The sequence below is a fragment of the Synechocystis sp. PCC 7339 genome (assembly GCF_019924095.1).
Lineage (GTDB): Bacteria > Cyanobacteriota > Cyanobacteriia > Cyanobacteriales > Microcystaceae > Synechocystis.
Window position 1 is genome coordinate 3622495 of sequence record NZ_CP063659.1, and the last position, 23095, is coordinate 3645589.

The 23095-nt window shown below is 46.9% G+C and carries 19 protein-coding genes and 4 pseudogenes; 9 read left to right on the top strand and 14 right to left on the bottom strand.

Annotated elements, in window-relative coordinates; translation table 11 throughout:
* Positions 1 to 2: 2 nt before the first annotated feature.
* The 3 genes and pseudogenes from IQE94_RS17235 to IQE94_RS17245 all read left to right on the top strand — a co-directional run bounded on the left by IQE94_RS17235 (position 3) and on the right by IQE94_RS17245 (position 2390).
* Positions 3 to 683, top strand: a complete 681-nt coding sequence (locus IQE94_RS17235) for a GAF domain-containing protein (protein ID WP_223342406.1) — start codon at positions 3 to 5, stop codon at positions 681 to 683.
* A pseudogene (locus IQE94_RS18935) lies at positions 684 to 1043 on the top strand (CHASE3 domain-containing protein); the annotation flags it as partial.
* 87 nt (positions 1044 to 1130) lie between these two features.
* The gene (locus tag IQE94_RS17245) at positions 1131 to 2390 is read left to right on the top strand and encodes a sensor histidine kinase KdpD (protein ID WP_223342407.1); all 1260 of its coding nucleotides are present in this window, start codon (positions 1131 to 1133) and stop codon (positions 2388 to 2390) included.
* On the opposite strand, the gene IQE94_RS17250 is transcribed toward IQE94_RS17245, so the two are convergent.
* From IQE94_RS17250 to psbA, 8 genes and pseudogenes are all read right to left on the bottom strand, one after another.
* On the bottom strand, positions 2370 to 2816 hold the full coding sequence (locus IQE94_RS17250; RefSeq protein ID WP_212719356.1) for a DUF2214 family protein: 447 nt from the start codon (positions 2814 to 2816) through the stop codon (positions 2370 to 2372). The two genes, IQE94_RS17245 and IQE94_RS17250, sit on opposite strands and share 21 nt — an antisense overlap.
* 60 nt (positions 2817 to 2876) lie before the next feature.
* A complete protein-coding gene (petC, locus tag IQE94_RS17255) occupies positions 2877 to 3413 on the bottom strand; it encodes a cytochrome b6-f complex iron-sulfur subunit (protein WP_223342408.1) in 537 nt (178 codons plus the stop codon).
* 334 nt (positions 3414 to 3747) lie between these two features.
* Positions 3748 to 4875: pseudogene (locus IQE94_RS17260) on the bottom strand (IS701 family transposase); the annotation flags it as partial.
* A gap of 95 nt (positions 4876 to 4970) precedes the next feature.
* Positions 4971 to 5165, bottom strand: coding sequence for a DUF2892 domain-containing protein (locus IQE94_RS17265; protein ID WP_212719339.1), 195 nt, complete (start codon positions 5163 to 5165; stop codon positions 4971 to 4973).
* 185 nt (positions 5166 to 5350) lie between these two features.
* Positions 5351 to 5845, bottom strand: coding sequence for a rhodanese-like domain-containing protein (locus tag IQE94_RS17270; RefSeq protein ID WP_212719336.1), 495 nt, complete (start codon positions 5843 to 5845; stop codon positions 5351 to 5353).
* Positions 5846 to 5869: 24 nt separating this feature from the next.
* On the bottom strand, positions 5870 to 6454 hold the full coding sequence (locus IQE94_RS17275) for a class I SAM-dependent methyltransferase (protein ID WP_212719333.1): 585 nt from the start codon (positions 6452 to 6454) through the stop codon (positions 5870 to 5872).
* A 32-nt stretch (positions 6455 to 6486) separates the two neighbouring features.
* Positions 6487 to 6999, bottom strand: a complete 513-nt coding sequence (locus IQE94_RS17280; RefSeq protein WP_212719330.1) for an isoprenylcysteine carboxylmethyltransferase family protein — start codon at positions 6997 to 6999, stop codon at positions 6487 to 6489.
* Positions 7000 to 7134: 135 nt separating this feature from the next.
* Positions 7135 to 8217, bottom strand: a pseudogene (gene psbA, locus IQE94_RS17285) (photosystem II q(b) protein).
* Positions 8218 to 8673: 456 nt separating this feature from the next.
* Between psbA and surE the strand changes: the two are divergent.
* From surE to prfA, 3 genes are all read left to right on the top strand, one after another.
* A complete protein-coding gene (gene surE / locus IQE94_RS17290; RefSeq protein WP_212719324.1) occupies positions 8674 to 9501 on the top strand; it encodes a 5'/3'-nucleotidase SurE in 828 nt (275 codons plus the stop codon).
* A gap of 65 nt (positions 9502 to 9566) precedes the next feature.
* Positions 9567 to 10151: a DUF3727 domain-containing protein gene (locus IQE94_RS17295; protein WP_212719321.1), complete on the top strand. Its 585-nt coding sequence runs from the start codon at positions 9567 to 9569 to the stop codon at positions 10149 to 10151.
* A gap of 88 nt (positions 10152 to 10239) precedes the next feature.
* A complete protein-coding gene (prfA, locus tag IQE94_RS17300; RefSeq protein WP_194020484.1) occupies positions 10240 to 11337 on the top strand; it encodes a peptide chain release factor 1 in 1098 nt (365 codons plus the stop codon).
* Here the strand turns inward: prfA and IQE94_RS17305 are convergent.
* The 4 genes and pseudogenes from IQE94_RS17305 to IQE94_RS17320 all read right to left on the bottom strand — a co-directional run.
* Positions 11334 to 12527: pseudogene (locus IQE94_RS17305) on the bottom strand (anhydro-N-acetylmuramic acid kinase); the annotation flags it as partial. The gene prfA and the pseudogene IQE94_RS17305 overlap by 4 nt on opposite strands.
* 120 nt (positions 12528 to 12647) lie before the next feature.
* Positions 12648 to 13100: an SH3 domain-containing protein gene (locus IQE94_RS17310; protein ID WP_223342411.1), complete on the bottom strand. Its 453-nt coding sequence runs from the start codon at positions 13098 to 13100 to the stop codon at positions 12648 to 12650.
* Positions 13101 to 13221: 121 nt separating this feature from the next.
* Positions 13222 to 14070 (bottom strand): TIGR03943 family protein, encoded by an 849-nt coding sequence (locus tag IQE94_RS17315; protein ID WP_194019197.1) that lies wholly within the window; start codon positions 14068 to 14070, stop codon positions 13222 to 13224.
* Positions 14071 to 14098: 28 nt separating this feature from the next.
* Positions 14099 to 15418 (bottom strand): glucose-1-phosphate adenylyltransferase, encoded by a 1320-nt coding sequence (locus IQE94_RS17320; protein ID WP_370630546.1) that lies wholly within the window; start codon positions 15416 to 15418, stop codon positions 14099 to 14101.
* 330 nt (positions 15419 to 15748) lie between these two features.
* On the opposite strand from IQE94_RS17320, the gene htpG reads away from it, so the two are divergent.
* Complete coding sequence (htpG, locus tag IQE94_RS17325) at positions 15749 to 17719, top strand: molecular chaperone HtpG (RefSeq protein WP_223342412.1); 1971 nt, start codon at positions 15749 to 15751, stop codon at positions 17717 to 17719.
* Positions 17720 to 17871: 152 nt separating this feature from the next.
* Here the strand turns inward: htpG and IQE94_RS17330 are convergent, their stop codons facing one another.
* Complete coding sequence (locus IQE94_RS17330; protein WP_223342413.1) at positions 17872 to 19878, bottom strand: elongation factor G; 2007 nt, start codon at positions 19876 to 19878, stop codon at positions 17872 to 17874.
* A 133-nt stretch (positions 19879 to 20011) separates the two neighbouring features.
* Here IQE94_RS17330 and purM point away from each other — a divergent pair, with 133 nt between their 5' ends.
* A complete protein-coding gene (gene purM / locus IQE94_RS17335; protein WP_212719289.1) occupies positions 20012 to 21037 on the top strand; it encodes a phosphoribosylformylglycinamidine cyclo-ligase in 1026 nt (341 codons plus the stop codon).
* A 142-nt stretch (positions 21038 to 21179) separates the two neighbouring features.
* Here the strand turns inward: purM and IQE94_RS17340 are convergent, their stop codons facing one another.
* Complete coding sequence (locus IQE94_RS17340) at positions 21180 to 21806, bottom strand: class I SAM-dependent methyltransferase (RefSeq protein ID WP_223342414.1); 627 nt, start codon at positions 21804 to 21806, stop codon at positions 21180 to 21182.
* A 112-nt stretch (positions 21807 to 21918) separates the two neighbouring features.
* On the opposite strand from IQE94_RS17340, the gene hemH reads away from it, so the two are divergent.
* Positions 21919 to 23082, top strand: a complete 1164-nt coding sequence (gene hemH / locus IQE94_RS17345) for a ferrochelatase (protein ID WP_223342415.1) — start codon at positions 21919 to 21921, stop codon at positions 23080 to 23082.
* Positions 23083 to 23095 lie beyond the last annotated feature (13 nt).

Here is a 23095-nt window from a genome sequence, read left to right on the forward strand (position 1 = left end):
CAATGTACGAAAAAACCGATACCTACGAAGAGAAACGCCTGGAAATCCTAAAAAGTTGTCGTCTCTTAGATACGATTCCCGACTATTCCTTTGACCAAATTGTCTTAACCCTGAAGGAAGTTTGTCAGGTGCCGATTGCTCTATTTGGACTAATGGATCAGGATCGATTATGGTTTAAATCCCAAGTTGGTTGTGATTTAACAGAAGCTCCACGGGAAACCTCTTACTGTAATATCGCCTTGAAACGGCAGCAGATACTGATCGTTCCCGACACGCTCCAAGACCCGGTGTTTAAGGATCAGCCGAGGTATCTCAAGGAGCAATTGATTCGGTTTTATGCAGGAGTCCCTCTAATAACCCCCGATGGTTATGAACTAGGGGTATTGTGTATTATTGATTTTCTGCCCCGAGAATTAACACCGGGCCAAATGTTAATGATGGCGAAATTAGCACGGCAAGTGATGATTGAAATTCAAAAACGGCGGGTGACCGAAAATATTAGTCGACAGACCCAGGAGCGCATCAGTCAACAGCACAAAGATCGATTTTTTTGGAAATTGAGCCTGGCTTTTAGCCTAGTGATTGCCCTGAGAATTGTTTCAGTATTTCCAACTCTGTGGACAGTCTCTAATTCTGATAAGCTCTCAAGATCAGTAATTTATACCCAAGAGGTCTTGAGTTAAATTAATGGATTAAGGTTATCTCTCCGTGAAACTCAGTTAGATGTCCGAGACTATAGCATTTCTAATAAAAGTACCACTATTTTAAATAGTTATGATCTTCACATCAAGAATATTTATCAAAACTTAGACCAATTAAGTATTTTGATAGAGGGTAACTCAAAACAACAGGTAGATATCAGGCAATTAAAATTATTAATAGATAAAAATAGTAAAATTCTCAATCAACTAATTAATGATACTAATCGTCAAAGCCTTAGTTACATTAGACAAACTTATATCAGACAACAATCTAACTCTATAGTTGCGGATTTGCTTAAGCTCCTAGAGAGAATTGAAGACCGAGAATTGCTTTTATTGGAGCAACTGCAACAGGCTTTTGGGGATTCACGAGAGTCAAGCCCACTCATAATTTGGACTAATCTTGGCATTACCCTATTAATTTTGATTGTGATTTTGGTTTGGGTTTACCATGAAGTCAGACTGCGTTATCGTGGGGAATCTCAAGCCAATCAACAGGAAGAATTTTTAGAAGTAACCCTAGCTAGTATTGGGGACGCTGTCATAATGACTGATGCCAACGAAACGATTATCCTAATGAATCCGGTGGCGGAGATTTTAACTGATTGGCCTCATCAAGAAGGCGTGGGACAAAAATTTTCGACGGTTCTGAATCTGATTAACACTAAAACTCAAGCCCCTTATTCCTCACCCGTTAGTGCCGCGATTAGTTCTCAGGTGAATCAGTCCTTACATGATGCAGTAGCCCTAGTCCGGCGCAATGGGGAAACCATTGATATTGATGATAGTTGTGCTCCGATTATTGGTGTAGATGGACTAGTTGCTGGATGTGTGATGGTATTTCGAGATGTTTCCGAGCAACGCCGTCACGAGGAGCAAGTGGCCCAAACACTCCAACGAGAACAAGAAATTAATAGCTTAAAAACTAGTTTTGTTTCGATGGTATCCCATGAGTTTAGAACTCCTTTAACAAGTATTTTTTCCTCAACTGAATTATTAGCATCGTTTGATGGACGGACTAACCCAGAACGACAAGATAAACATTTGCAACGGATTTACACATCTATTCGTCGTTTAGAACAAATGCTGGATGATGTTTTGCTGATTGGCCGGGTTGAGTCGGGTCGGCTACAGTTTCAGCCAGAACTGATGAATCTGGGATTGGTAATAAAAGATATTGTTGAAGCAATTCAAGCAGGTATTGGCCGCCATCATCAAATTAACGTTAGCTTCGACAAAGTGGCTGAGCCGGTGTTTATGGACGCTAAGCTGATCAAGTTTATCTTTACCAATTTACTATCCAACGCCGTCAAATATTCGTTACCCATACATCCCGTCGAAGTTAGTGTCGCAGTTGTCAATGCCGGGGTTCAAGTCCAAGTGACTGATCAGGGGATTGGTATTCCTGTCAAAGATTTACCAAAACTGTTTCGGACCTTTCAACGGGCTAGTAATGTTGGCAATATCCACGGTACGGGTCTGGGGTTAAGTATTGTCAAAACCTGTGTGGATTTACATAGGGGCTCAATTCAGGTGGAAAGTGTCTTAGATCAGGGCACTCGGTTCAAGGTGTGGCTCCCAAATCAACTCACTGTTCCACCCAAGGTCGCCCACCCAGAATTGATCAATACAGCGGAGGAAATTGAAGGTCTCGAACACCTAAAGATTCTAAAAGCCCCTAGCCAGTAGGGCCGCGGTGAAGGGAATCAAGGCCAGTCCGACCAATTCTCCCCTAATCAACCATTGCAACACAGATACTTTGCCCTCCTCCAGCACAGGAGCCTGGCGATCGCGCAGGGTTTTAATCCACATTAAAAACGAGAAAGTGGGATAGAGGGAAAGCAACCCCACCAAGATAAATAGCCCCACCTTGGCAAAGAAAATATGATGACTCAGGTAGTAATCAGTGCCTTTGCCAAAATACATCACCCGTAAAACCCCTGTAACCAGCACCGCCGTGGCGGACAAGCCATAGATACTGTCAGCAATGACCAATCGCCAAGACTCCTCCAGGGTAGGTTCTTTTTTCAAGGTCAGACCCTCTGTGACCAAAGCGCCGAAGGCAACCATGAAACTGAGGTAATGAATATACGCAACGGTGGCACTAATCCACATATGTTAATAAAACCAAAATAGTTTAGCTTTTGAAGATTGTTGGCCAAAAATCAAAAATTATCAAACCCACCAGGGTTTTTCCCCTGTGCGAGGATCCAATGCAGTCCAGGGGGAAATCAAAATGTGATCATCTACCACAGCCACTTGCACTATTTTCAGTGGTAAAGGAGCGGGCCCCCGGGCCACAGAGCCGTCGGGATGGTAGCGGGAACCATGGCAGGGACACTGAAATTCTTGATCGTTGCTATTCCAGGGGAAAGTACAGCCCAGGTGGGTGCAGACATCCACAATGCCGATGCTGTCAAGGCTACCGTCTTCTTTGACAATTAGATAGGTGGGGTCACCGGCTAGACCAGCCACCAAAGCCCTGGTACCGGGAGCTTCCGCCAAAATTTGGGAAGCGGGAATGGCTTTGCCCAAAACATCCTTAGCGATAATGCCCCCTCCAGCCCCAGTTTTTTCGGCGGGGGGAACGAGGAATTTTCCCACGGTGTACAGTCCCGCACTGGCCGTAACGGCAACGGTGGTGCCGGTGAGAAAATTTAGTAATTGACGACGGGAAAAAGAGGGGGAGTCGATGGCGGAGGAGTTGTTCATAATTTAAATTAATCCAAATGAATGGTAAAAATTGGTGAGAAAATACAGCGGATACCACCAGAATCATTCACCTTGCAAGTGCCCATTGTTATATTCAGGACTTTATTGAGCCAACTAAAAGGGGTAACCACTGTATCCCTCTTTCATCAATCTAGGCAGAAGAAGAATAGAATGTATTCCATGAATTTAGCAAATACTTTAATCGATCTAGCTTATCAACCTTGTTGTAAAGTTTAGTTAACTCATCCAAAACATGGGCAAATGGAAATACTTTTAACCACTTTTTGATAAGATTTATTGCATTAAATACAGAGATCACTAATCGTAGGTTGTTTAGCCATTTTTTCCACCCTTCTTCTTTATCCCATTTTTCATGCTTTTGATGATACTTTGACGTTGAATTTAGAGTCGAATTAAAATTCTCATCATAAAAACAAATCATACAATATGCACACATCACTAATTCCCACCATTTTTGAATTTGCTCATAATGAGTTACCCTAAAATCTGCCCATCCTAATTCACTTTTGCATTGCTTAAATCCATATTCTATCCATGACCTTACCCCATATATTCTGCCAACTTCTTTATATTTAATATCTGGTATTCGAGTCATTACAAACCATCCTGCTTTTTCCTCCTCTTTTTCTGTTTCTGTTTTAATTTCCCAATATCTTATTGCGTTTTTTTTGCCATAAACTATTTCTCTGATATGCCTATCTTCCTGTTTTCCATCCCATCTTATATGTTCAAACCTCCTCCACTTATTTGCCCTTATTTTAGCTTCCTTTGGAAGCCAGACCCCATGATTGCTCCGGATTCCCACTGCATATTCTATTTTTAATTCCTCTACGGCACTGATAAAATTGCTATGGCTTTCTCCATATAAGCTATCTGACACTACTCTTTTTATTTTAAAACCACTTTCTTCTAGTTCTTTTATTATCTCTACTGCTAATTCCGGCTTTGTTTTATACTTATCTCCCTCTTTTAATCTTTCTTTTGGTTTAAATACTTTTGATTCTAGAGGAAACGTTACTCCATTGCAGTAACCATAGGCATTTACTGACACTATACCGCTTTCTATTTTTCCTAAATTTCCAATATATTGTCTTTTTACATAATCTGTTGTTTTCCCTTTTTTGAGGTCTCCTGTTTCATCTATTATTACTATTATTTCTCTTCCTTCTAAAACTTCTAAGATAATATTTAATCTTCTTTTTTCTAATTCTTTTAATTCCCAAGGAGAATCTGTCATGAAATGCAGTAATCCCTGTTCATTTTTCAATCCTAGTGATGATGCTATTGCAGGTAAACTCTTTCTTTTTATATCACTTAATATTCCCACAATGATATATTTAAATGACTCATAAGACCTCACTTCTGGAAATATATCTTTATACAGTTCACTATATGTGTCTACACACTGTACTGTCTTTTTCGCCTCTCTTGTCTTTGTCATTCTCCCTCCGCGCTTTTCAGCCTTTTATCTCCATTTTAATTCCCTCAGTCTGACGGAAGAGGGGTATTGAGATGATTGGGTTTACTTGAGCTTACTTACTTGGTATTGATACCGAGTAATTTGTACAGCCCACAGAAGCCAAAAGTAGCGGAAAATAGCATCAATCCCCCTCCGGCAGTAAGACCCAAACCTAAGCTGGTGCCGGAGTAGAGAAATAAGCCTAAATAGAGTAATGCGGAAGCAACAACTAAACGAATCAAACGATCAATGGAGCCCATATTGGTAACCATGGCATAAATCTCCTATGGAAAAATTGATAATACTAGTAAAATTTCTGTCAGCTTTATTTGCTGGTTTAAGGGGGATGAGCAAGATTTAAAATCCCTTCCCTTTACTTTTCTTATTATAACAATAAATTTTTGTTAAGAGTATGGTTTTGGTTATGCAAAAAGGCATATTTTTTGAGTTTGATTGGTCAAGTTTTTACAATTACTTCCCCCGCCGCTTGCCAGCCAGTAAAACTAGGAGGAAAACCGAGAACATTTTCATAACCTAAAAGGTTTAAAGTCATTATCGCCATAGCTGAACGATAGACAGTGGAGCAGTAGACAATAACTTTGCTATCCGGAAGAATCTGGGCTAGATTATGGGTTAAAGTTCGTAGGGGAATATTAATGATTCCGGGAATATGACCAGCTTGATATTCTTTAACTTCTCTAACATCCACTAGGATAATTTGGGCTTTACCTAACTGTTTTTTCAGGGCTGCCGGTGTCCGAATTGTGTAATAGTTTGCCGGCAGAGAATTTAAAAACTGCTCGATCGCCAAGTCTACCGTTTCGGTCTGGGGACTGAGTTCAGAATTGAAGGAGGGGGGTAAACTTGCGGCCAGGGTAGGTTGGAAATTAAAACCCATTAAGCAGAAAGTTAAAAAGAAAACAGTAAGGCAACGAACAATAATTAATTGCATAGAAATGGTCTGGTTAAATCAGGATTACTTTTTTGCCAATACTTGGATTAGAGCCGCTTTGCCTTGGTGGTAAATACCTTCGTTTAAATGCCGCTCTAAAGTGTGGCCCGTTAAATAAGTAAAACTGGACAATTCTTCCTGTAAAGCCGTCAAGGCTGGGAGTAGATCTAAATCCTTGGGACCACCGGTTGTATATTGCAATTGCTCCGGGGCAAAACCTTCTAAAATGAACACCCCGCCGGATTTTAAGCCTTGATAAACCCGTGGATAAAGTTGTTTTCGTAAACTGGAAGGTAAATGGCAGAAAACAGAAACAATACCTTCCCAGGCATCGGCAACAATTTCAAAATTGGCTAAATTAATCTGAATGGTGGTAATTTCTACCCCTTTTGCCTGGGCTAACTTTTGCGCCTTAGCTAAACCAACGGCGGATTGATCTACCGCTGTTACTTGGTAACCCAAACTTGCTAAAAAACAAGCATTGCGCCCTTCCCCTTCCGCTAGGCAAAGAACTTTGCCCGGGGAAATTTGCTCCGCCACACTGACTAAAAACTCATTGGGCTCCGTACCGTAAACGTATTCTGACTGCTTAAATCTTTCGTCCCACATAATTTTTCTTCGTCATTTTCCTTGATATTCCCTTAATAAAGCCAAGGAATCAATTTTTTTACCCGGCCTCGGTAATTGCCATAGTCGCTGAATTTGTTTTCTAGCCAAATTTCTTCCCGGTTAGCTTTGAGATTAAAAAATACAAATAACACCACTGCCCCAATTAAATGGGCCAAACTCCATTGCCAAAACCCATAGGCGATCGCCAGAAAAATCACACCACCGTAGAGGGGATGGCGCACAATGCCGTAAATCCCAGTGGTAACCAATTGACTATCTTGTTTGGGATGGGGTAAAGGAGTCAAATTTTCACCCAAATGCAGACCGCCACCAATGAGGAGAACTGCCGCAATCGCGCCAAAAACTAAAGTTCCGCCCCAGAGAATTAACTGATTTTTTTCAGCCAACAAGGGAAAATTAGTGGGAGTATAAACCGGCAAAAGTACAAACCCGAGGGAGAGAATTGTTTGTCCCAGTACCCAATATTCCCCCTTTTTTCCTTGCCACCAATCAGAGGAAAAACCCCAGTTTTTAAGTTGATTCATTGCGTTTCACCCTGAAAATAGACCTAAACTTTACTGACTTAACTTTAACCTTGGAAGAAAAAAGGCACTCCATTCCGAGAGTGCCCTTGATTAACCAAATGAAACGAAATTCAACGGTCAACTATGGCAATGGCATTAGCTTTGAATGACGGGGGCGCTGAGGGCCACCATTTGGGCATCACCAGCAGCTAAATCCAAGGGGAAATTATGAACGTTACGTTCGTGCATCACCTCAAAACCGATATTGGCTCGATTGATGACATCGGCCCAGGTACCAACGGGACGACCTTGGGCATCCAGAATTGACTGGTTGAAGTTAAAACCGTTGAGATTGAAGGCAAAGCAACAAACGGCAAGGGCAGCAAACCAAATCCCAATCACGGGCCAAGCACCAAGGAAAAAGTGGAGGGCACGGCTATTGTTAAAGGAAGCATATTGGAAAATCAAACGGCCAAAGTAACCATGGGCGGCGACGATGTTATAGGTTTCTTCCTCTTGACCAAATTTATAACCTTGGTTTTGGGATTCAACTTCAGTGGTTTCCCTAGTTAACGAAGAAGTTACCAAGGAACCGTGCATGGCGGAAAACAAAGCTCCACCGAACACTCCAGCTACGCCCAACATGTGGAAAGGATGCATCAAGACATTATGTTCCGCTTGCAGCACCAACATGAAATTAAAAGTGCCACTGATGCCCAGGGGTAAACCATCAGAGAAAGAACCTTGACCAATGGAATAGATCAATAACGTAGCGGTAGCCGCAGCAACGGGGGCGCTATAGGCGACACAAATCCAAGGGCGCATTCCCAAACGGTAGGACAATTCTCATTGGCGACCGAGATAACAGAAAATTCCGATCAAAAAGTGGAAAATAATCAGTTGATAAGGGCCACCGTTATAGAGCCATTCATCGAGACTAGAGGCTTCCCAAATGGGATAAAAGTGCAAACCAATAGCATTGGAACTGGGTACTACGGCGGCAGTAATAATGTTATTACCATACAGTAAAGAACCGGCAATGGGCTCCCGAATACCATCAATATCCACCGGTGGAGCGGCGACAAAAGCGATAATGAAACAGGTGGTTGCGGTCAGCAAAGTGGGAATCATTAACACCCCAAACCAACCGATGTAGAGGCGATTAGAAGTGCTAGTAATCCAACGGCAGAACCGTGACCACAGGCTTTGTTCCTGTAATCCTAATTGGGTAGTAGTCATGGCGAATAATTACGAAGTAAGATTTTGGTTTTAAGCTTGAATTTAATTTTTGCTGGTTATTTTGACAATAACGACCAGTCAAATCCAATTAAACCAGATATATAAAGGAGGATTAATAATGCGAGATAATAATTGGCGTTGATTAACCTCCCTTGAATTTCAGATTAATAATATTTCTTAAAAAAAACAAGACAGTTTCTCAGATTACGGTTGGTTTCCAAAGGTAAAAAAAAGGTTTTATTGGGAAAAATAAACCATTAAAAAAGAAAAATTTTTTCTTGTGAAAGCAGGATTAGTCCATTTGGGACCGATCACCCCATTGGTCAAAGGAACAAAATACTTCCCAGTTATGGCCCCAGGGAGCCAAGGAGTTAGCTGGCAATAATCGGAGCTTAAGCGGGACATAGCCTGATATCGTTAAGGCTGAAAGGCACAATCTCGATTCTTTGGTGTCCCATGACCCCATCCCCGGTCCTCAATCTCCTCGTCAGTAACGATGACGGTATTTTTTCCCAAGGGGTACGTACCTTGGCCAACACCCTGGCCGCCGCCGGGCATCAAGTCACAGTGGTCTGTCCTGACCGGGAAAGATCGGCCACAGGCCATGGCCTGACCCTCCATCGACCAATTCGAGCGGGCATGGTGGAGGATGTGTTTGATCCCCGCATCAAGGCTTGGTCCTGTTCTGGCACCCCTGCTGATTGTGTAAAGTTTGCTCTCCATGCGGTGATGCCCCGCTATCCAGATTTTGTCCTTTCCGGAGTTAACCACGGTGCTAACCTCGGCACTGATGTTTTATATTCCGGTACGGTTTCCGCCGCCATGGAAGGATTGATCGAGGGCATTCCCAGCATTGCTTTGAGTTTGGTCAGTTTTACCGCCACGGATTTCCAGCCCGCCGCTGATTTTGCCAACTGCTTTGTCCAACATCTCTGGCGATCGCCATTGACGGAACCGACTTTATTTAGCATCAATATTCCGGCGGTGCCAGCGGCTCAGATTGCCGGAGTTAAGCTCACTCGCCAGGGATTACAGCGCTATAGCGAAACCTTCGAAGAAAGGTACGATCCCCGGGGAAAACGCTACTACTGGCTAGCCGGGGAAAGGGTAAAGGAAATTCCCCAACCGGACTATCTCCGCCTCAACCGTCGCATTCCCACCGACGTGCAGGCCAGCCAAGATAACTTCATCACCATTACCCCATTGCAATATAATCTTACGGATATCAACGGAGTTAACACTATTGAAAAAAGCAATTGGCTAGATCACCTAAACTTTAATTAAGCTCCCTTCTTAAATATCTGCTTCTTCCGTGATACTCTTAATACTCAATAATATTATTAAGTTATATGTCTGCTTATCTGTTTAATCAAGAAAATGAACCGGATGAAAGCGATAGCATAACGCTCTACGATGAAGCGGGGCGGGCCTTAGATTGCTACGTGGAAAATTCCCTTGAAGAAGAAGAAGCTCAATATTTATTATTGATGCCCGTTGATATCCCAGTGGTGATTATTGCCTGGGAAGATGATGATGAAGAAACAGAAGATGCCGAGGCAATTTTACTAGAGGATCAAGAAGAAATTAGCCGTATTTTTGCCGATGCCAAGGCTGTACTAGCGGAATTGGATTTGTCATTGAAGTACACTGCTTACACCCTCACTGTTAGCGGTGAATTGCCCCCCATTGAAGACGAAGATATTCTCACCCTAGAAATTGAGGGTAACGATGCCGCCGCTGAAATGGAAGAGGAAGAGTTGCAGTTCTTGGCTAGTTTTTACCACGAGGAAGAACGCTATAGCATTTACACTCCCCTCGCCCCTTTGTTGTTCCTTGCTAAAGCCGTTAGTGAAACGGAAATTGAGTTGGTACACCCCGACAATGACGAACTAAAACATATCCTGGAAGAGCTTTTATTTGAAGATGCGGACTGATTAGTGGGCGGTCAATACAGCGGGAGAAAGCAGGGGGGTCTTGGGGGAGTTAGAATAGAAGACTGAGCATTTTGACCCAAGGCAGACCATGGCGGAAACGTACCTCTTAGACAAACTAGCTTCTGTGGAGCAGACCTATCAGGAATTGACTAGGATGCTGGCGGATCCGGACATTGCCACCAACCCCGATGAATTGCAACGGGTGGCCAAAGCCCGCTCATCATTGGAAGAAACCGTTGATACCTACGACACTTGGAAAAGAAGCCAAGAGGATTTAAAAGGGGCTCGGCAAATTGTCAAAGAATCCGGCAATGACCCAGAAATGCGGGAAATGGCCCAGTTGGAGGTGGAGGAGTTGGAAAATGCCATTGGGGAGTTGGAAAAACGTCTAACTATCCTGCTTTTGCCCAAGGATCCCAACGATGAAAAAAATATCATGTTGGAAATCCGGGCTGGCACTGGCGGCGATGAAGCTAGTATCTGGGCTGGAGATTTGGTGCGAATGTACACAAGATATGCCGAAAGTCAGGGGTGGAAGGTCAGTTTACTAAGTGAGTCCTTGGCGGATATGGGGGGCTTTAAGGAAGCAATTCTTGAAGTGAAGGGAGAAAGGGTTTACAGCCAATTGAAATTTGAAGCGGGGGTACATCGGGTGCAACGGGTGCCAGTGACGGAAGCTGGAGGGCGGGTGCATACCTCCACCGCTACGGTGGCCATCATGCCTGAAGTGGATGATGTGGAAGTAAAGATTGATCCCAAAGACATTGAAATGAGTACGGCTCGTTCCGGTGGGGCCGGCGGACAAAACGTTAACAAGGTGGAGACGGCGGTGGATCTGTTCCATAAACCCACAGGCATTCGGATTTTTTGCACCGAGGAACGTTCCCAACTCCAAAACCGTGAACGGGCCATGCAAATTCTCCGGGCGAAACTCTATGACATGATGCTCCAGGAACAACAGGATGCCATCAGTTCCAATCGGCGATCACAGGTGGGGACGGGTTCCCGTTCCGAAAAAATTCGCACCTATAACTATAAAGATAACCGGGTCACTGACCACCGTTTGGGACGCAACTTTGATTTGAACACGGCCCTGGAAGGCGAAATTCACACCATTATTGAGTCCTGTATTTCCCAGGATCAACAGGAACGGCTAGCGGAATTGGCCGAAGCTACCAATAATTAATCAAATCGATTGCGGGCTGGCGCAAGGTGAATATCCCCCAACAGACAATCCTGGTTAGCGCCGGTGACCAAAGGAACATTGCCCGAAAACTGGTCTTGAAAACGCCAATAGGCCAACACTGCAAAGGCGATCGCCTCTTTGAAATCGCTGTTCAGACCAACATCATCGGTGCGCTGAATTATGGTGTTGGGGCCAAGATTATCTTGGAGCCGCTCCCTGAGATAGATGTTATGGGCACCACCGCCACATAGCAACAGACGATCAGGTAATTGGGGTAAAAAGCGTTGGTATTCCGTTACCACAGAGCGGGCCGTAAATTCCGTCAGAGTGGCCAAAAAATCAGTTTCATTCAGGCCATGGCGCTGGGCTTCAATCCAGCAATTGTCCAGGTACAATGCCCCAAACAACTCCCGCCCGGTGGATTTAGGAGGGTATTGCTGAAAAAAGGGCTCTTGTAACCATTCGTCCACCAATGCTTGACAAGGCGTACCTTGGGCCGCCCATTGCCCCCCTTGGTCATAGGTTTTTTCCCCATGGGTAAATTTTTGCACTGCAAGGTCAACTAAGACGTTGGCGGGACCCGTGTCCCAGCCACAAATTTTTTCCTGCCAATGGGCCTGACTGCGGGGAGGAAGATAGGTCACATTGCCAATGCCCCCCAAATTCTGCACACAGCGGTGTTCATCCTGATCGCTCAATAGGCAGATGTCAATTTTGGAAACCAAGGGCGCTCCTTGGCCCCCCGCCGCAATATCCGCCGCCCGAAAATTACTCACTGTGGTCATCCCCGTCAAACTGGCGATCGCCTCTCCTCGGCCTAACTGCCAACTGTAACCGAGGGAAGGGGAATGGGCAGGATTGGGGGGACGATGGAAAATAGTTTGACCATGGGAACCAATTAACTCCGCCGGAGGCAAAGATTGTTGAATTTTCTGGGCCGCCTGGGCAAATTCCTTGGCAATACTGTCATCTAAAAAGGCGATCGCCTCTGGGCTAGTGGGCTTGCCGCCGCATAAGTCTAAAATTTGCTGACGTAACCCAGTGGGGTAGCCGTAGGTTTCTCCCCGCAGAAAATCAACTCTGAGATCTAACCCAGACCCGGTAATTTTCACCAAACAGGCATCAATGCCATCCACGGAAGTGCCACTAATCAAACCAATGCAATACAAGGTCCTGCTCCTAGCTGTTGTGCTTAAGGTACATACTCATTTATGGCTTTTGCCATGGAGATCCATTTGGGGAATGGGAAGCCGATGCTGTAGCTTTGAACAAACCTGGGGAGTTTAGCAATAAACCTTATGCAAAGATTACTAAGGGGTTGCCAATTTTTCCAGATTGCCCGATCGCACCCATCCCTCGGTACCCTCCACCCGTAACTTCGACCACTCTCCCTGGGTGGTCAACACCACCACTTCATCGCTGTAGTTGATGGTAACAAGGGCATCAGAATTAGAATCAGGCTCAGTACGCACATTTAAGCCCCCATTCCAAATGACCTTCGCTTTATAAGCACCAGAGGGAAGCTCCTCGGTGGGGGAAGGGGAAGGACTCGGTTTCGGTGATGCTTGAGGCGACGCTGTCCCCGTGGGGGAGGGCTTGTCATCTTTGGGCTGACTTTGTTCTTCAGGAAATAATGGTTTTTCTGGGTTAGCCGCAAAACGGTTGAAAATCAAATAGCTTGCCAGGGAAATCCCCCCCACAAACATGGCCACCCCCAGGATAAAGCCGATGAAAAACTGTAACAGCCCGGACAAACCTTTCATACTGGTCAATGAATTTGCACAATAATGCTGGGTTATTTTAGCGAATAGCCAATCTTCACCAAGGGAACCTCTGCCTTCGTATCGATGGATTTGAGCCAGATTAGGTTCCGTTCCCCATTGCTCAATCCGCGTAACTATAGGGATCTGCCGGAGTTGGCACCACTTCCACCGACTGGGCTTCCACCACCACCTGGCGCTTTTCTCCCCCTTGTCTACCTTGATCCGGTGAGCTAGGTAAGGTTGCGGCTACCATTTGCCCTTGAATGGTCAACCAAGTATCGGGAGGGTACTGGCTACGGGAACCTTCTAAACGGACAGTCAAAGCCACAGGGTAGGCATCCACTGCACAGCAGGTCAGAATAAAGCGGCTGATGAGGAGATAATTGTCTGGCAAATAGTCGGGGTGAACGACAAAGCCCGTTACATTAACCTTTTGACCGGCGTAAACGTCCGGCTCTGGATAGGCGCTGATGGTGCGGACCCAATCCACCAGGGTGCGGTCTTCCGGCTTGATCTGGGAGGCAAAGCTGGATATCTGGGTTTGGGTGGGTGGCAAAGTGGTACTAATACCCCGTTGAATGGCCAATTGGCTGCTGAAGACAGAGGGAGTGATAAAAAGCCCCATCACGGCGGTAACCAACAACAGAGCGGTGCCCATGCCCAGGGGTAAAACCGCTACGTGGGTGACACTATCTTGGTTGCCATTACCACTGCGACGGGCCCTTTTTAACCAACGTCTTCCAGTTTGGAACAACCGTAGGCCGCCCAAAAACAGTAGGACAAAGCCCGTTACTGTCACCAGTCCAAAGTAGTTGGGGTGAATTAGTAGCCTCAGTTCCCCAGAGACAGAATACTTAAGCATCAACACCCCCCAGGCAAGAATGCCCAGGCCGTCCAATTGGTCTAGGACAGACCGGAGAGGGGCAAACTTTTGGGTTAGGGATTTCACTGCTTTAACAGGAGCGGTCATGGCCATGGTGCAAGGAAAGGAACTGGCCCTAGATTACCGTGCCATCGGCGATCGTCACATTTTTGATTACCACCACAATGCCATTGCGGATGTAAAAGCCCAACTCTTCCCGGTTAGCTTCCTGGACATTTTCCTTGTTGACAATCATGACATTTTTGCCGATGCGGGCATTTTTATCAATGATGGCGCGTCGAATGGTGGTGTTGGGGCCAATACCGGCGGGACATTTACCGTTACTTTCCAAAGATTCCCGTTCCGGGGAAGATTCGTAAAAGTCATTGCCCATCAACAGGGTATCTTCGATAGTGCAACCGGACTCAATGCGGCTACGGATGCCTAAAACAGAGTGGTGAATGCGGCAATCTTTGACAATACAGCCTTCCCCAATCATGGATTCGGTCACGGTGGCATTCAGCATTTTGGTGGGCGGCAAATAGCGACCTCTGGTGTAGATGGGAGCATCTTCGTTGTAGAAGCTGAAGTCAGGATGGGGTTGTTTAGTTAGGGCCAGGTTAGCTTCATAGAAAGCTTCAATGGTACCAATATCTTCCCAGTAATCATCAAACAAATAGGCTTGGAGATTATAGTCCTTGGCGGAATCGGGAATGATTTCTTTGCCAAAGTCCGTGGCGTTCTCGTATTTCTCCAGTAGGTTGTGCAGTACTTCTTTTTTAAAGACGTAAATGCCCATGGAGGCAATGTAGGGATTGAGCTTAGCTTTTTCCGGGCTTAAGCCCAGGAGGGTGGTGTCCACTTGCATCTGGCGCAGGGCATCCCCTTTGGGTTTTTCGGAAAAATCAACGACCCGCCCTTGGGCGTCTATTTTCATCAGACCTAGTTCGGGAGCCTTTTTGTCATCTACAGGCACAACGGAAAGGGTGATGTCGGCCTTGGTTTCCCGGTGGCGGCGGATAAACTGGGCATAGTCCATGCGGTAAAGATGATCGCCGGAGAGAATAAGATATTCATCCACGTCCCATTCCCCCAGCAACCAAAGATATTGACGCACCGCATCAGCCGTGCCTTGGAACCATTCGGGACTGTCCTTGGTTTGTTGGGCGGCTAGCACCTCCACAAAGCCTTCCTGGAAACCGGCAAAATTGTATGCCCTAGTCAAATGGCGGTTTAGGGAGGCGGAATTAAACTGGGTGAGGACGTAGATTTTAACGATTTCTGAGTTGATGCAATTACTGACGGGGATATCAATGAGGCGATACTTTCCGGCCAAGGGGACTGCGGGTTTGGCTCTGAGTTTGGTTAAAGGATAGAGGCGGGTCCCGGCCCCACCGCCCAGGATAATCGCTAAGACACGTTTCACAAGCAGACCTCTCGATTGCCAACAACACACTTCGAAGTCAAGTGTAGAACCGACGGGGACATCTGGAAAGGGAATCTGGACGGAAATTCCTGCTAGCCAGCGGGTTTTAATGCCCCTAATCCCAATGGCGATCGCCATTGGGATTAGGGGCAGAGTTGGGAGATCACTTTTGGGGTACGGATAACCGAAATGGCAAAGGTCGGAAACTGCCGCTGAGTAAACTGTCCCTGGCTTCGTATGATGATGGGGTTACCCCCATTGCTGGGGAACAGGGCAAATCTGGGGAGCTGAACGGGTTCCTGGAAGTTTTGCCAGTCTACTAAATTTCCTAAAAATCCTAAACATTAAATCTAAGGACCTATGGCAGTACTCGAAAAAGGCAATATCACGATCCACACTGAGAATATTTTCCCGATTATTAAAAAGTCTCTCTACACTGACCATGAAATCTTTTTGCGGGAACTGATCTCCAACGCCGTTGATGCCATCAGCAAACGGAAAATGGCGGCCTTCGCCAGTGATGGGGCCCAGGAAGTGCCGGATCCCCAAATCAGCTTGGTGGTAGACAAAGCCAATAAGACCCTTTCCATTACCGATAACGGCATTGGCATGACCGCCGATGAGGTGAAAAAATACATCAACCAAGTGGCCTTTTCCAGTGCGGAGGAGTTCATCGAAAAGTTTCAAAAGTCCGCCAATGATCTGATCGGTCACTTTGGTTTGGGTTTTTATTCCGCTTTCATGGTGTCTCAAAAAGTGGAAATTGATACCCTTTCCTACCAAGAAGGAGCTCAGGCGGTGCATTGGAGTTGTGATGGTTCACCGGAGTTTGAACTAACTGATTCCGATCGCCAACAGGTGGGAACCACCGTTACCCTAACCCTATTGGATGATGAACAGGAATATTTAGAAACTGGTCGCATCCGCCAACTGGTAAAAACTTACTCGGACTTTATGGCGGTGCCCATCCGCTTTGAAGGGGAAACGTTAAATAAACAACGGGCCATCTGGAAGGAATCCCCCCAGAATTTAACCAAGGAAGATTACCTGGAGTTTTATCGCTACCTTTATCCTTTCCAGGAAGATCCTCTACTGTGGGTGCACCTCAACACCGACTATCCTTTTTTGCTCAATGGTATTCTTTATTTTCCCAAATTGCGTCCCGATGTGGATGTGTCCAAGGGGCAAATTAAACTGTTTTGTAACCAGGTTTTTGTCAGTGACCATTGCGAAGAAGTCATTCCCGAATTTTTGATGCCGCTCCGGGGGGTCATTGACAGTCCCGATATTCCCCTCAATGTGTCCCGCAGTGCCCTCACCAACCACCGCACCGTGCGTCGCATTGCCGACTACATTGCCAAAAAAGTAGGCGATCGCCTCAAATCTTTGTACGACGAAAATCCCGAAGAATATTTGAAATGTTGGGAAGACATTGGTACCTTTGTCAAGTTCGGCTCCCTGCGAGAAGATAAGTTCAAACAACAGGTGGAAGATTTGTTGCTCTACCGCACCACCTACCAAGCGGAAGTTACTGAGCCTAAAGTGGAGGTTTTAACCGAAGATGGCGATGCTTGGTCCGATGCCCAACAGGATGATGGCGTTAATCCCTACGAAGAAGAGGGCTACACCAGCCTAAAACGTTACTTGGCCAGGAATAAAGAGCGCCACGAAAATCGGGTTTTCTATTGCACTGACCAGAGCACCCAAGCCACCTATGTGGAACTATATAAAAACCAGGGCATTGAAGTCCTGTTTATGGATTCCTTCATTGATACCAATTACTTCATTCCCTTCTTGGAAAAAGAGTACAGTGACGTCAAATTTTCCCGGGTAGATTCAGAACTGGATCAAAGTCTGATTGAAGAGGACAAAGCCAGCGACATTGTCGACCCTGCCACCAATAAATCCCGCAGTGAGCAAATTAAGGAAATTTTTGAAAAAGCCCTCAACAATCCCAACATCAACATCAAAACCCAATCCCTAAAATCCGAAGATCCCCAATCTACGCCCCCCGCCATGGTGTTGTTACCGGAAGCAATGCGCCGCCTCCAGGAAATGACCGCCATGATGCAACAGCAAGCGATGGCTTTCCCAGAGCAACACGTGCTGGCAATTAACACCAATCATCCTCTGATTCAAAATATCCTTTCCCTCAGCCAAGGAAGTATTGTCACCGGCAGTGGAGAATCCCCCTCAGCGGAATTGGCCAAGTCCCTTTGTCAGCACGTTTATGACCTGGCATTAATGGCCCAAAAAGGTTTTGATGCGGAGGGCATGAAGGGTTTCATTGAACGTTCTAATGCGGTGTTAACCCGTCTGACCAAACAGTAAGTTGTCCATCAAAACAACATCGGTAAACTTTAGGGTAGAAGTCAGTTAATCCCATTTACTCCGGGGTTCTCTCTTCTACCTTTTTTCAGCACTTTTTTCTTCCCGAACCCAAGTTAAAATCGGCAACGATCAAATTGGGGGCCCTAGGCAGATTACTCCAATAATTTAGGAGCAAGCTTATCCGGTACCTCCTGGAGATGATCAAATTGCCAAGTGAAGGTCCCTACCCCAACGGTCAAGGAACGCAGTTCGATAATGAAATTTTGTATTTCTGCTTGGGGTAAATGGGCTGCTACCTGGTCCCAACTTTTCCAATCGGAGCGGGCTTCGTAACCCAAAATTTGGCCCCGGTGCCCACTGACTAATTGCAACACCCGGGCGGTGAAATCCGCAGGGGCCACCACTTCTACTTGTAAAATTGGCTCCAGCAACACCGGTTGACATTGGGGCATTCCTTCCGTCATGGCTAGGCGGGCCGCCTGTTTAAAAGCCTGTTCAGAACTGTCAACGTTGTGGTAGGAACCGTCAGTTAGAGTAACGGCTATATCCACCACCGGGTAGCCAAGGGGCCCCTTAGCCAGATACTCCCGCACCCCCATTTCCACCCCAGGAATATATTGTTTGGGCACCACTCCCCCCACAATGGTTTCAGTGAAGCTAAAGCCACTACCCCGTTCCAGGGGTTTGATGGTGAGGTACACATCCCCAAAGGCTCCATGGCCACCGGTTTGATGTTTATAGCGGCCATGAACTTGGGTGTCCTTACGGATGGTTTCTTTGTAGGGAACTTGGGGCTGGCTGGACACCATGGGCAGTTTATATTGCCTTTCCAACCTTTCCAACGCCACTTTGAGATGAATTTCCCCTTGGCCCCAAAGGATTACTTCCTGGGTTTCAGTATTTTGCTCCCAGGTGAGGGAAGGGTCTTCCTCCACCAATTTTCCTAGGGCAGTGCTGAGTTTAACTTCATCTTTCCTCTGCTCCGGGGCGATCGCCAGACCATAGACCGGGGACAGGGGCTCAACGAAGGGGAGGGGTTTAACTTCGGCGGTGGAGAGGGTGGCCCCAGTGTTAATGTTTTCCAACCGAGCTAGGCCGACTATTTCCCCCACTGTGGCGGTTTGCGCTGACGTTTGCTGACTGCCAAAAAGACGATAAATTCCCCCCAACCGTTGACCGTTAAGGGTGTCGGCCTCCCGTAAGGTGCCCTGCCAAATGCGGGCCAAGGATAACCGACCCTGGGGAGTGAAATAGGTTTTTAATACCTGGGCAATGACCGGCCCGGAGCCATCGGTACTTAAACCCCGGCGGGCCGCCGTCACACTGGGATCCGGTGCTTCCTTAATCAACACATCCAGCAATGGTCGCACGCCAAAATCCTGCTCTGCCACCCCCAGCACTACCGGCACGATTAAATCTGCCCCCAACTCCTGTTTGAAATCCGCTTCAATTTCCGCCTGGGGTGGTTCCACTTCCTCCAACAATTCCTCCAACAGGCGATCGTCAAAGTCCGCCAACGCTTCCAACATTTCCTGGCGGGCCTGGTGTTCTGCTCCAGCCAATTCCGCTGGCAAGGCAATGGGATCTGCCGCACTACCACTGTGGTACTTATAGGCCTGCTCCGTAATTAAGTCGATGTAGCCCTGCAACTCCTCCCCTTTGTAAATGGGATACTGCTGGGGAATCAGGGGGCGGGAAGAAACACTTTTTAGGGCCTGTAATACCTCCCCAAAGGGCTGTTTAGCCCGGTCCATTTTGTTGATAAATACCAGATGGGGAATAGCCCAATCGTCCAAAAATTTAAATAAAGGGGCGAGGGTCAAAACCCGGCTCACATCTGCCTCACAAACGATGACCGCAGTGCCGGCCCCCATCAAAGCGCCATAGGTTTCCTGGACAAATTCGATGGAGCCTGGGCAATCGAGGAAATTTAAGCGTAAATTTTCATAGTCAATCCCCGCCACGCTCACTTCCAAGCTCATTTTACGGGCCTTGGCTTCGGGGCTACTATCGCTCACCGTGTTGCTATCTTTGATATTCCCTTTACGACTGATACTGCCACTGACCCACAAAACACTTTCGAGTAAGGTGGTTTTACCGCTGCCATAGGGGCCAACAATGGCCACGTTGCGGAGGGATTCATTGGTGGGGTTGTTCATAAAAAAATACCTGAAAGGCTCTTATTGCTGAGCCTAACCTAGAATTCCCGGCCTCAAACCTCTCCGCAATCTCTTGTAAAATTCGGGCAGGAGATTGTTAACTCTGGTTAAGTTTCAGTGAGTAAAAAACGACATGGATTATCGGCAAGCGGGCGTGGATGTGGAAGCAGGAAGGGAATTTGTCAGCCGCATTCGGCAACAGGTGGAAAGTACCTTTCGCCCGGAAGTGATGGGGGGCATCGGTGGTTTCGCCGGGCTGTTTGAAATTCCCCCTGGCTATAAAGCCCCTGTGTTAGTGTCGGGCACAGACGGGGTGGGCACCAAGCTAAAAATTGCCCAGGCCATGGATCAGCACCACACCATTGGCATTGATTTGGTGGCCATGTGTGTAAATGATATTTTGACCACTGGGGCAGAACCGCTATATTTCCTCGATTATTTAGCCACAGGAAAACTGGAGCCAGCCCAGTTGGCAGACGTGGTGACGGGCATTGTGACGGGCTGTAAACAGAGTGGCTGTGCCCTATTGGGGGGGGAAACGGCCGAAATGCCTGGTTTTTATGGAGCGGGAGAATATGATGCGGCGGGTTTTGCGGTGGGCATTGTGGAAAAGTCCGCGTTACTCAACGGCTCCCAGGTGGATATTGGCGATGTGGCGATCGCCGTGGAGAGTTCTGGGGTCCACAGTAATGGCTTTAGTTTGGTGCGAAAAATCATTGAGAGTAAAGGTTGGCAATGGTCTGATTGTTTGCCGGAGTGGGGGGGCAAGTCCTTGGGAGAAATCTTTTTAGAACCCACCAGGATCTACGTGCAACCGATCCAAGCGTTATTAAAGTCGGGCATTAATATCCACGGCATGGCCCATATTACCGGCGGCGGGCTACCGGAAAATCTCCCCCGCTGTTTGGGCCCGGGACAATCTATCCAGGTCAAGGCCCATAGTTGGTCTCCTCTGCCAGTGTTTAACTGGTTAGCAGACAAAGGTCAAGTTAACGTCACCGCCATGCTGGAAACCTTTAATTTGGGAGTGGGTTTTGTGGTGCTCATATCCCCAGACCAGGGACAGGCGACCCTAGACTTTTTCTCCAACCAAGGTCTGGTAGCCAATCAAATTGGGCAAGTAATAGAAGGAAACGGTTCCTTCGTCTGGCTAGATTAAATCTGGGCTAGAAAATCCTCCCCCAAAGAGTATTTTTAGCCAAACATCTTTTTCAATGTCCATTAAGAAAGAGACCGTGGTCAAGACTCTTTTCCCAGTGGAAGAGAGACTGATCGCCATTTGCAGATTTTTCTGAACTCTCCTAATTCGCCCTAGCCTGAATTACCTGTAAACTACCCCCCGCATAAAGACGTTGATGGTTAATAGAGAAACCAGCTTGGTCTAGCAACGCTTCTAAATCAGTGTTGATTAACTGCCAGGCGGTTTCAGTTTCAAACAGGGCCATAAAAATTGCCAAGGGGGGCCAAAATAGCCAATTACTGGGACGGTGTAAATCCACCAAAGTAAAAATCCCCCCTGGTTTAAGCACACGATGTACGCCGCCGATAATGCTTTGCAGTTGTGCTGGAGTCATTTCGTGCAGGGCGACGCTGGTGTGGACTAGGTCGAATTCCCTATCTCCGAAGGGTAAATCTTCGGCTAAACCCTGGACGTAGGTCGCTTGGGGCACATTAATTTTTGCCCTTGCCAGGGCCTTGGGAGAAGCATCCAGCCCCACCACTGTGGCTCCGGTTTGGGCTAAATAAGTAGTGGCTTGGCCACCCCCACAACATAAATCCAGCACCTTCTGTCCTGGGGAGATGGCTAAATTCTCTAAAGGCAATTGGTGGAAGCGCTCTTCTCCCCCCACGTTCAAAGTCGCCAGGCGGGAAACCAGGGCGTAAACCCAGGGATATTGATAACTCCAAGTGCGGAAAATAGTTGACATGACCTAGAAAGAAATTGGAACGACGTTTGTAGGCTGGGATTCTTTCCTTTTCGCCATCTATTGTTACACTTGGTAAAGAAACTGAAAAATTATTCTACTAAGCTTAACAATTATGGGTCGTGTTGGGGTCTTACTGCTAAATCTTGGCGGACCGGAGAAGTTAGAGGATGTACGCCCCTTCCTTTTTAACCTGTTTGCGGATCCGGAAATCATTCGTCTGCCCTTTCCTTGGTTGCAAAAACCCTTGGCATGGCTGATTTCCACCCTGCGGGCGAAGAAGTCCCAGGCTAACTACGCTGAAATAGGTGGTGGTTCCCCCCTGTTGCAGATTACCGAAGCCCAAGCTGCTGCCCTAACGACCCGCCTCGAACGCCTTGGTCAGGATGCAAAGGTGTACATTGGTATGCGATACTGGCACCCCTTCACCGAAGAGGCCGTGGAAAAAATTAAAGGCGATCGCCTGCAACGTTTGGTGATTTTGCCTCTGTATCCTCATTTTTCCATTAGTACCAGCGGCTCCAGTTTCCGGGTGTTGGAAGAAATGTGGCGCAATGATCCTAGTTTGCGGCAGTTGGACTATAGCCTGATCCCCTCTTGGTACGACCATCCGCGCTATCTCCAGGCCATGGCGGATTTGATTGCGGAAGAGTTAAAGAAATTTCCCAATCCAGACCAAGCCCATATTTTCTTCAGTGCCCATGGTGTGCCCCAAAGCTATGTGGATGAAGCGGGGGACCCCTACCAGGCCGAAATTGAAGCCTGCACCCGTTTGATTATGCGAACCCTCGATCGCCCAAATCAATATACATTGGCCTACCAGAGTCGGGTGGGGCCGGTGGAATGGCTCAAGCCCTACACGGAAGAGGCTCTGCAGGCATTAGGGGCGGAGGGCATTGATGACCTCTTGGTGGTGCCCATCAGCTTTGTGTCAGAACACATTGAAACCCTGCAAGAAATTGACATTGAGTACCGGGAAATTGCCGAGGAAGCAGGCATTGATAATTTTCAGCGGGTGCCCGCCCTCAATACCCATCCACTTTTCATCGATGCCCTGGCTGAGATGGTAATGGATTCCCTCAACGATCCCCCCTGTACCTTTGAAACGGTGCCCCATCCCAAAAAGAATATGAAGATGTATCCCCAGGAACGATGGGAATGGGGTTTGACGACGGCGGCGGAGGTGTGGAATGGTCGCCTGGCCATGTTGGGTTTCATTGCCCTGTTGGTGGAGTTGATCAGTGGCCAAGGCCCCTTACATTTTGTGGGACTACTTTAGAAAACATTTGAAA

What these genes read in the sequence shown, in the direction of transcription:
- IQE94_RS17235 (WP_223342406.1), top strand. Translation starts at nt 3, where the DNA reads ATGTACGAAAAAACCGATACCTACGAAGAGAAACGCCTGGAAATCCTA.
- IQE94_RS17250 (WP_212719356.1), bottom strand. Translation starts at nt 2,816, where the DNA reads ATGTGGATTAGTGCCACCGTTGCGTATATTCATTACCTCAGTTTCATG.
- petC (WP_223342408.1), bottom strand. Translation starts at nt 3,413, where the DNA reads ATGAACAACTCCTCCGCCATCGACTCCCCCTCTTTTTCCCGTCGTCAA.
- IQE94_RS17265 (WP_212719339.1), bottom strand. Translation starts at nt 5,165, where the DNA reads ATGGTTACCAATATGGGCTCCATTGATCGTTTGATTCGTTTAGTTGTT.
- IQE94_RS17270 (WP_212719336.1), bottom strand. Translation starts at nt 5,845, where the DNA reads ATGCAATTAATTATTGTTCGTTGCCTTACTGTTTTCTTTTTAACTTTC.
- IQE94_RS17275 (WP_212719333.1), bottom strand. Translation starts at nt 6,454, where the DNA reads ATGTGGGACGAAAGATTTAAGCAGTCAGAATACGTTTACGGTACGGAG.
- IQE94_RS17280 (WP_212719330.1), bottom strand. Translation starts at nt 6,999, where the DNA reads ATGAATCAACTTAAAAACTGGGGTTTTTCCTCTGATTGGTGGCAAGGA.
- surE (WP_212719324.1), top strand. Translation starts at nt 8,674, where the DNA reads ATGACCCCATCCCCGGTCCTCAATCTCCTCGTCAGTAACGATGACGGT.
- IQE94_RS17295 (WP_212719321.1), top strand. Translation starts at nt 9,567, where the DNA reads ATGTCTGCTTATCTGTTTAATCAAGAAAATGAACCGGATGAAAGCGAT.
- prfA (WP_194020484.1), top strand. Translation starts at nt 10,240, where the DNA reads ATGGCGGAAACGTACCTCTTAGACAAACTAGCTTCTGTGGAGCAGACC.
- IQE94_RS17310 (WP_223342411.1), bottom strand. Translation starts at nt 13,100, where the DNA reads ATGAAAGGTTTGTCCGGGCTGTTACAGTTTTTCATCGGCTTTATCCTG.
- IQE94_RS17315 (WP_194019197.1), bottom strand. Translation starts at nt 14,070, where the DNA reads ATGACCGCTCCTGTTAAAGCAGTGAAATCCCTAACCCAAAAGTTTGCC.
- htpG (WP_223342412.1), top strand. Translation starts at nt 15,749, where the DNA reads ATGGCAGTACTCGAAAAAGGCAATATCACGATCCACACTGAGAATATT.
- IQE94_RS17330 (WP_223342413.1), bottom strand. Translation starts at nt 19,878, where the DNA reads ATGAACAACCCCACCAATGAATCCCTCCGCAACGTGGCCATTGTTGGC.
- purM (WP_212719289.1), top strand. Translation starts at nt 20,012, where the DNA reads ATGGATTATCGGCAAGCGGGCGTGGATGTGGAAGCAGGAAGGGAATTT.
- IQE94_RS17340 (WP_223342414.1), bottom strand. Translation starts at nt 21,806, where the DNA reads ATGTCAACTATTTTCCGCACTTGGAGTTATCAATATCCCTGGGTTTAC.
- hemH (WP_223342415.1), top strand. Translation starts at nt 21,919, where the DNA reads ATGGGTCGTGTTGGGGTCTTACTGCTAAATCTTGGCGGACCGGAGAAG.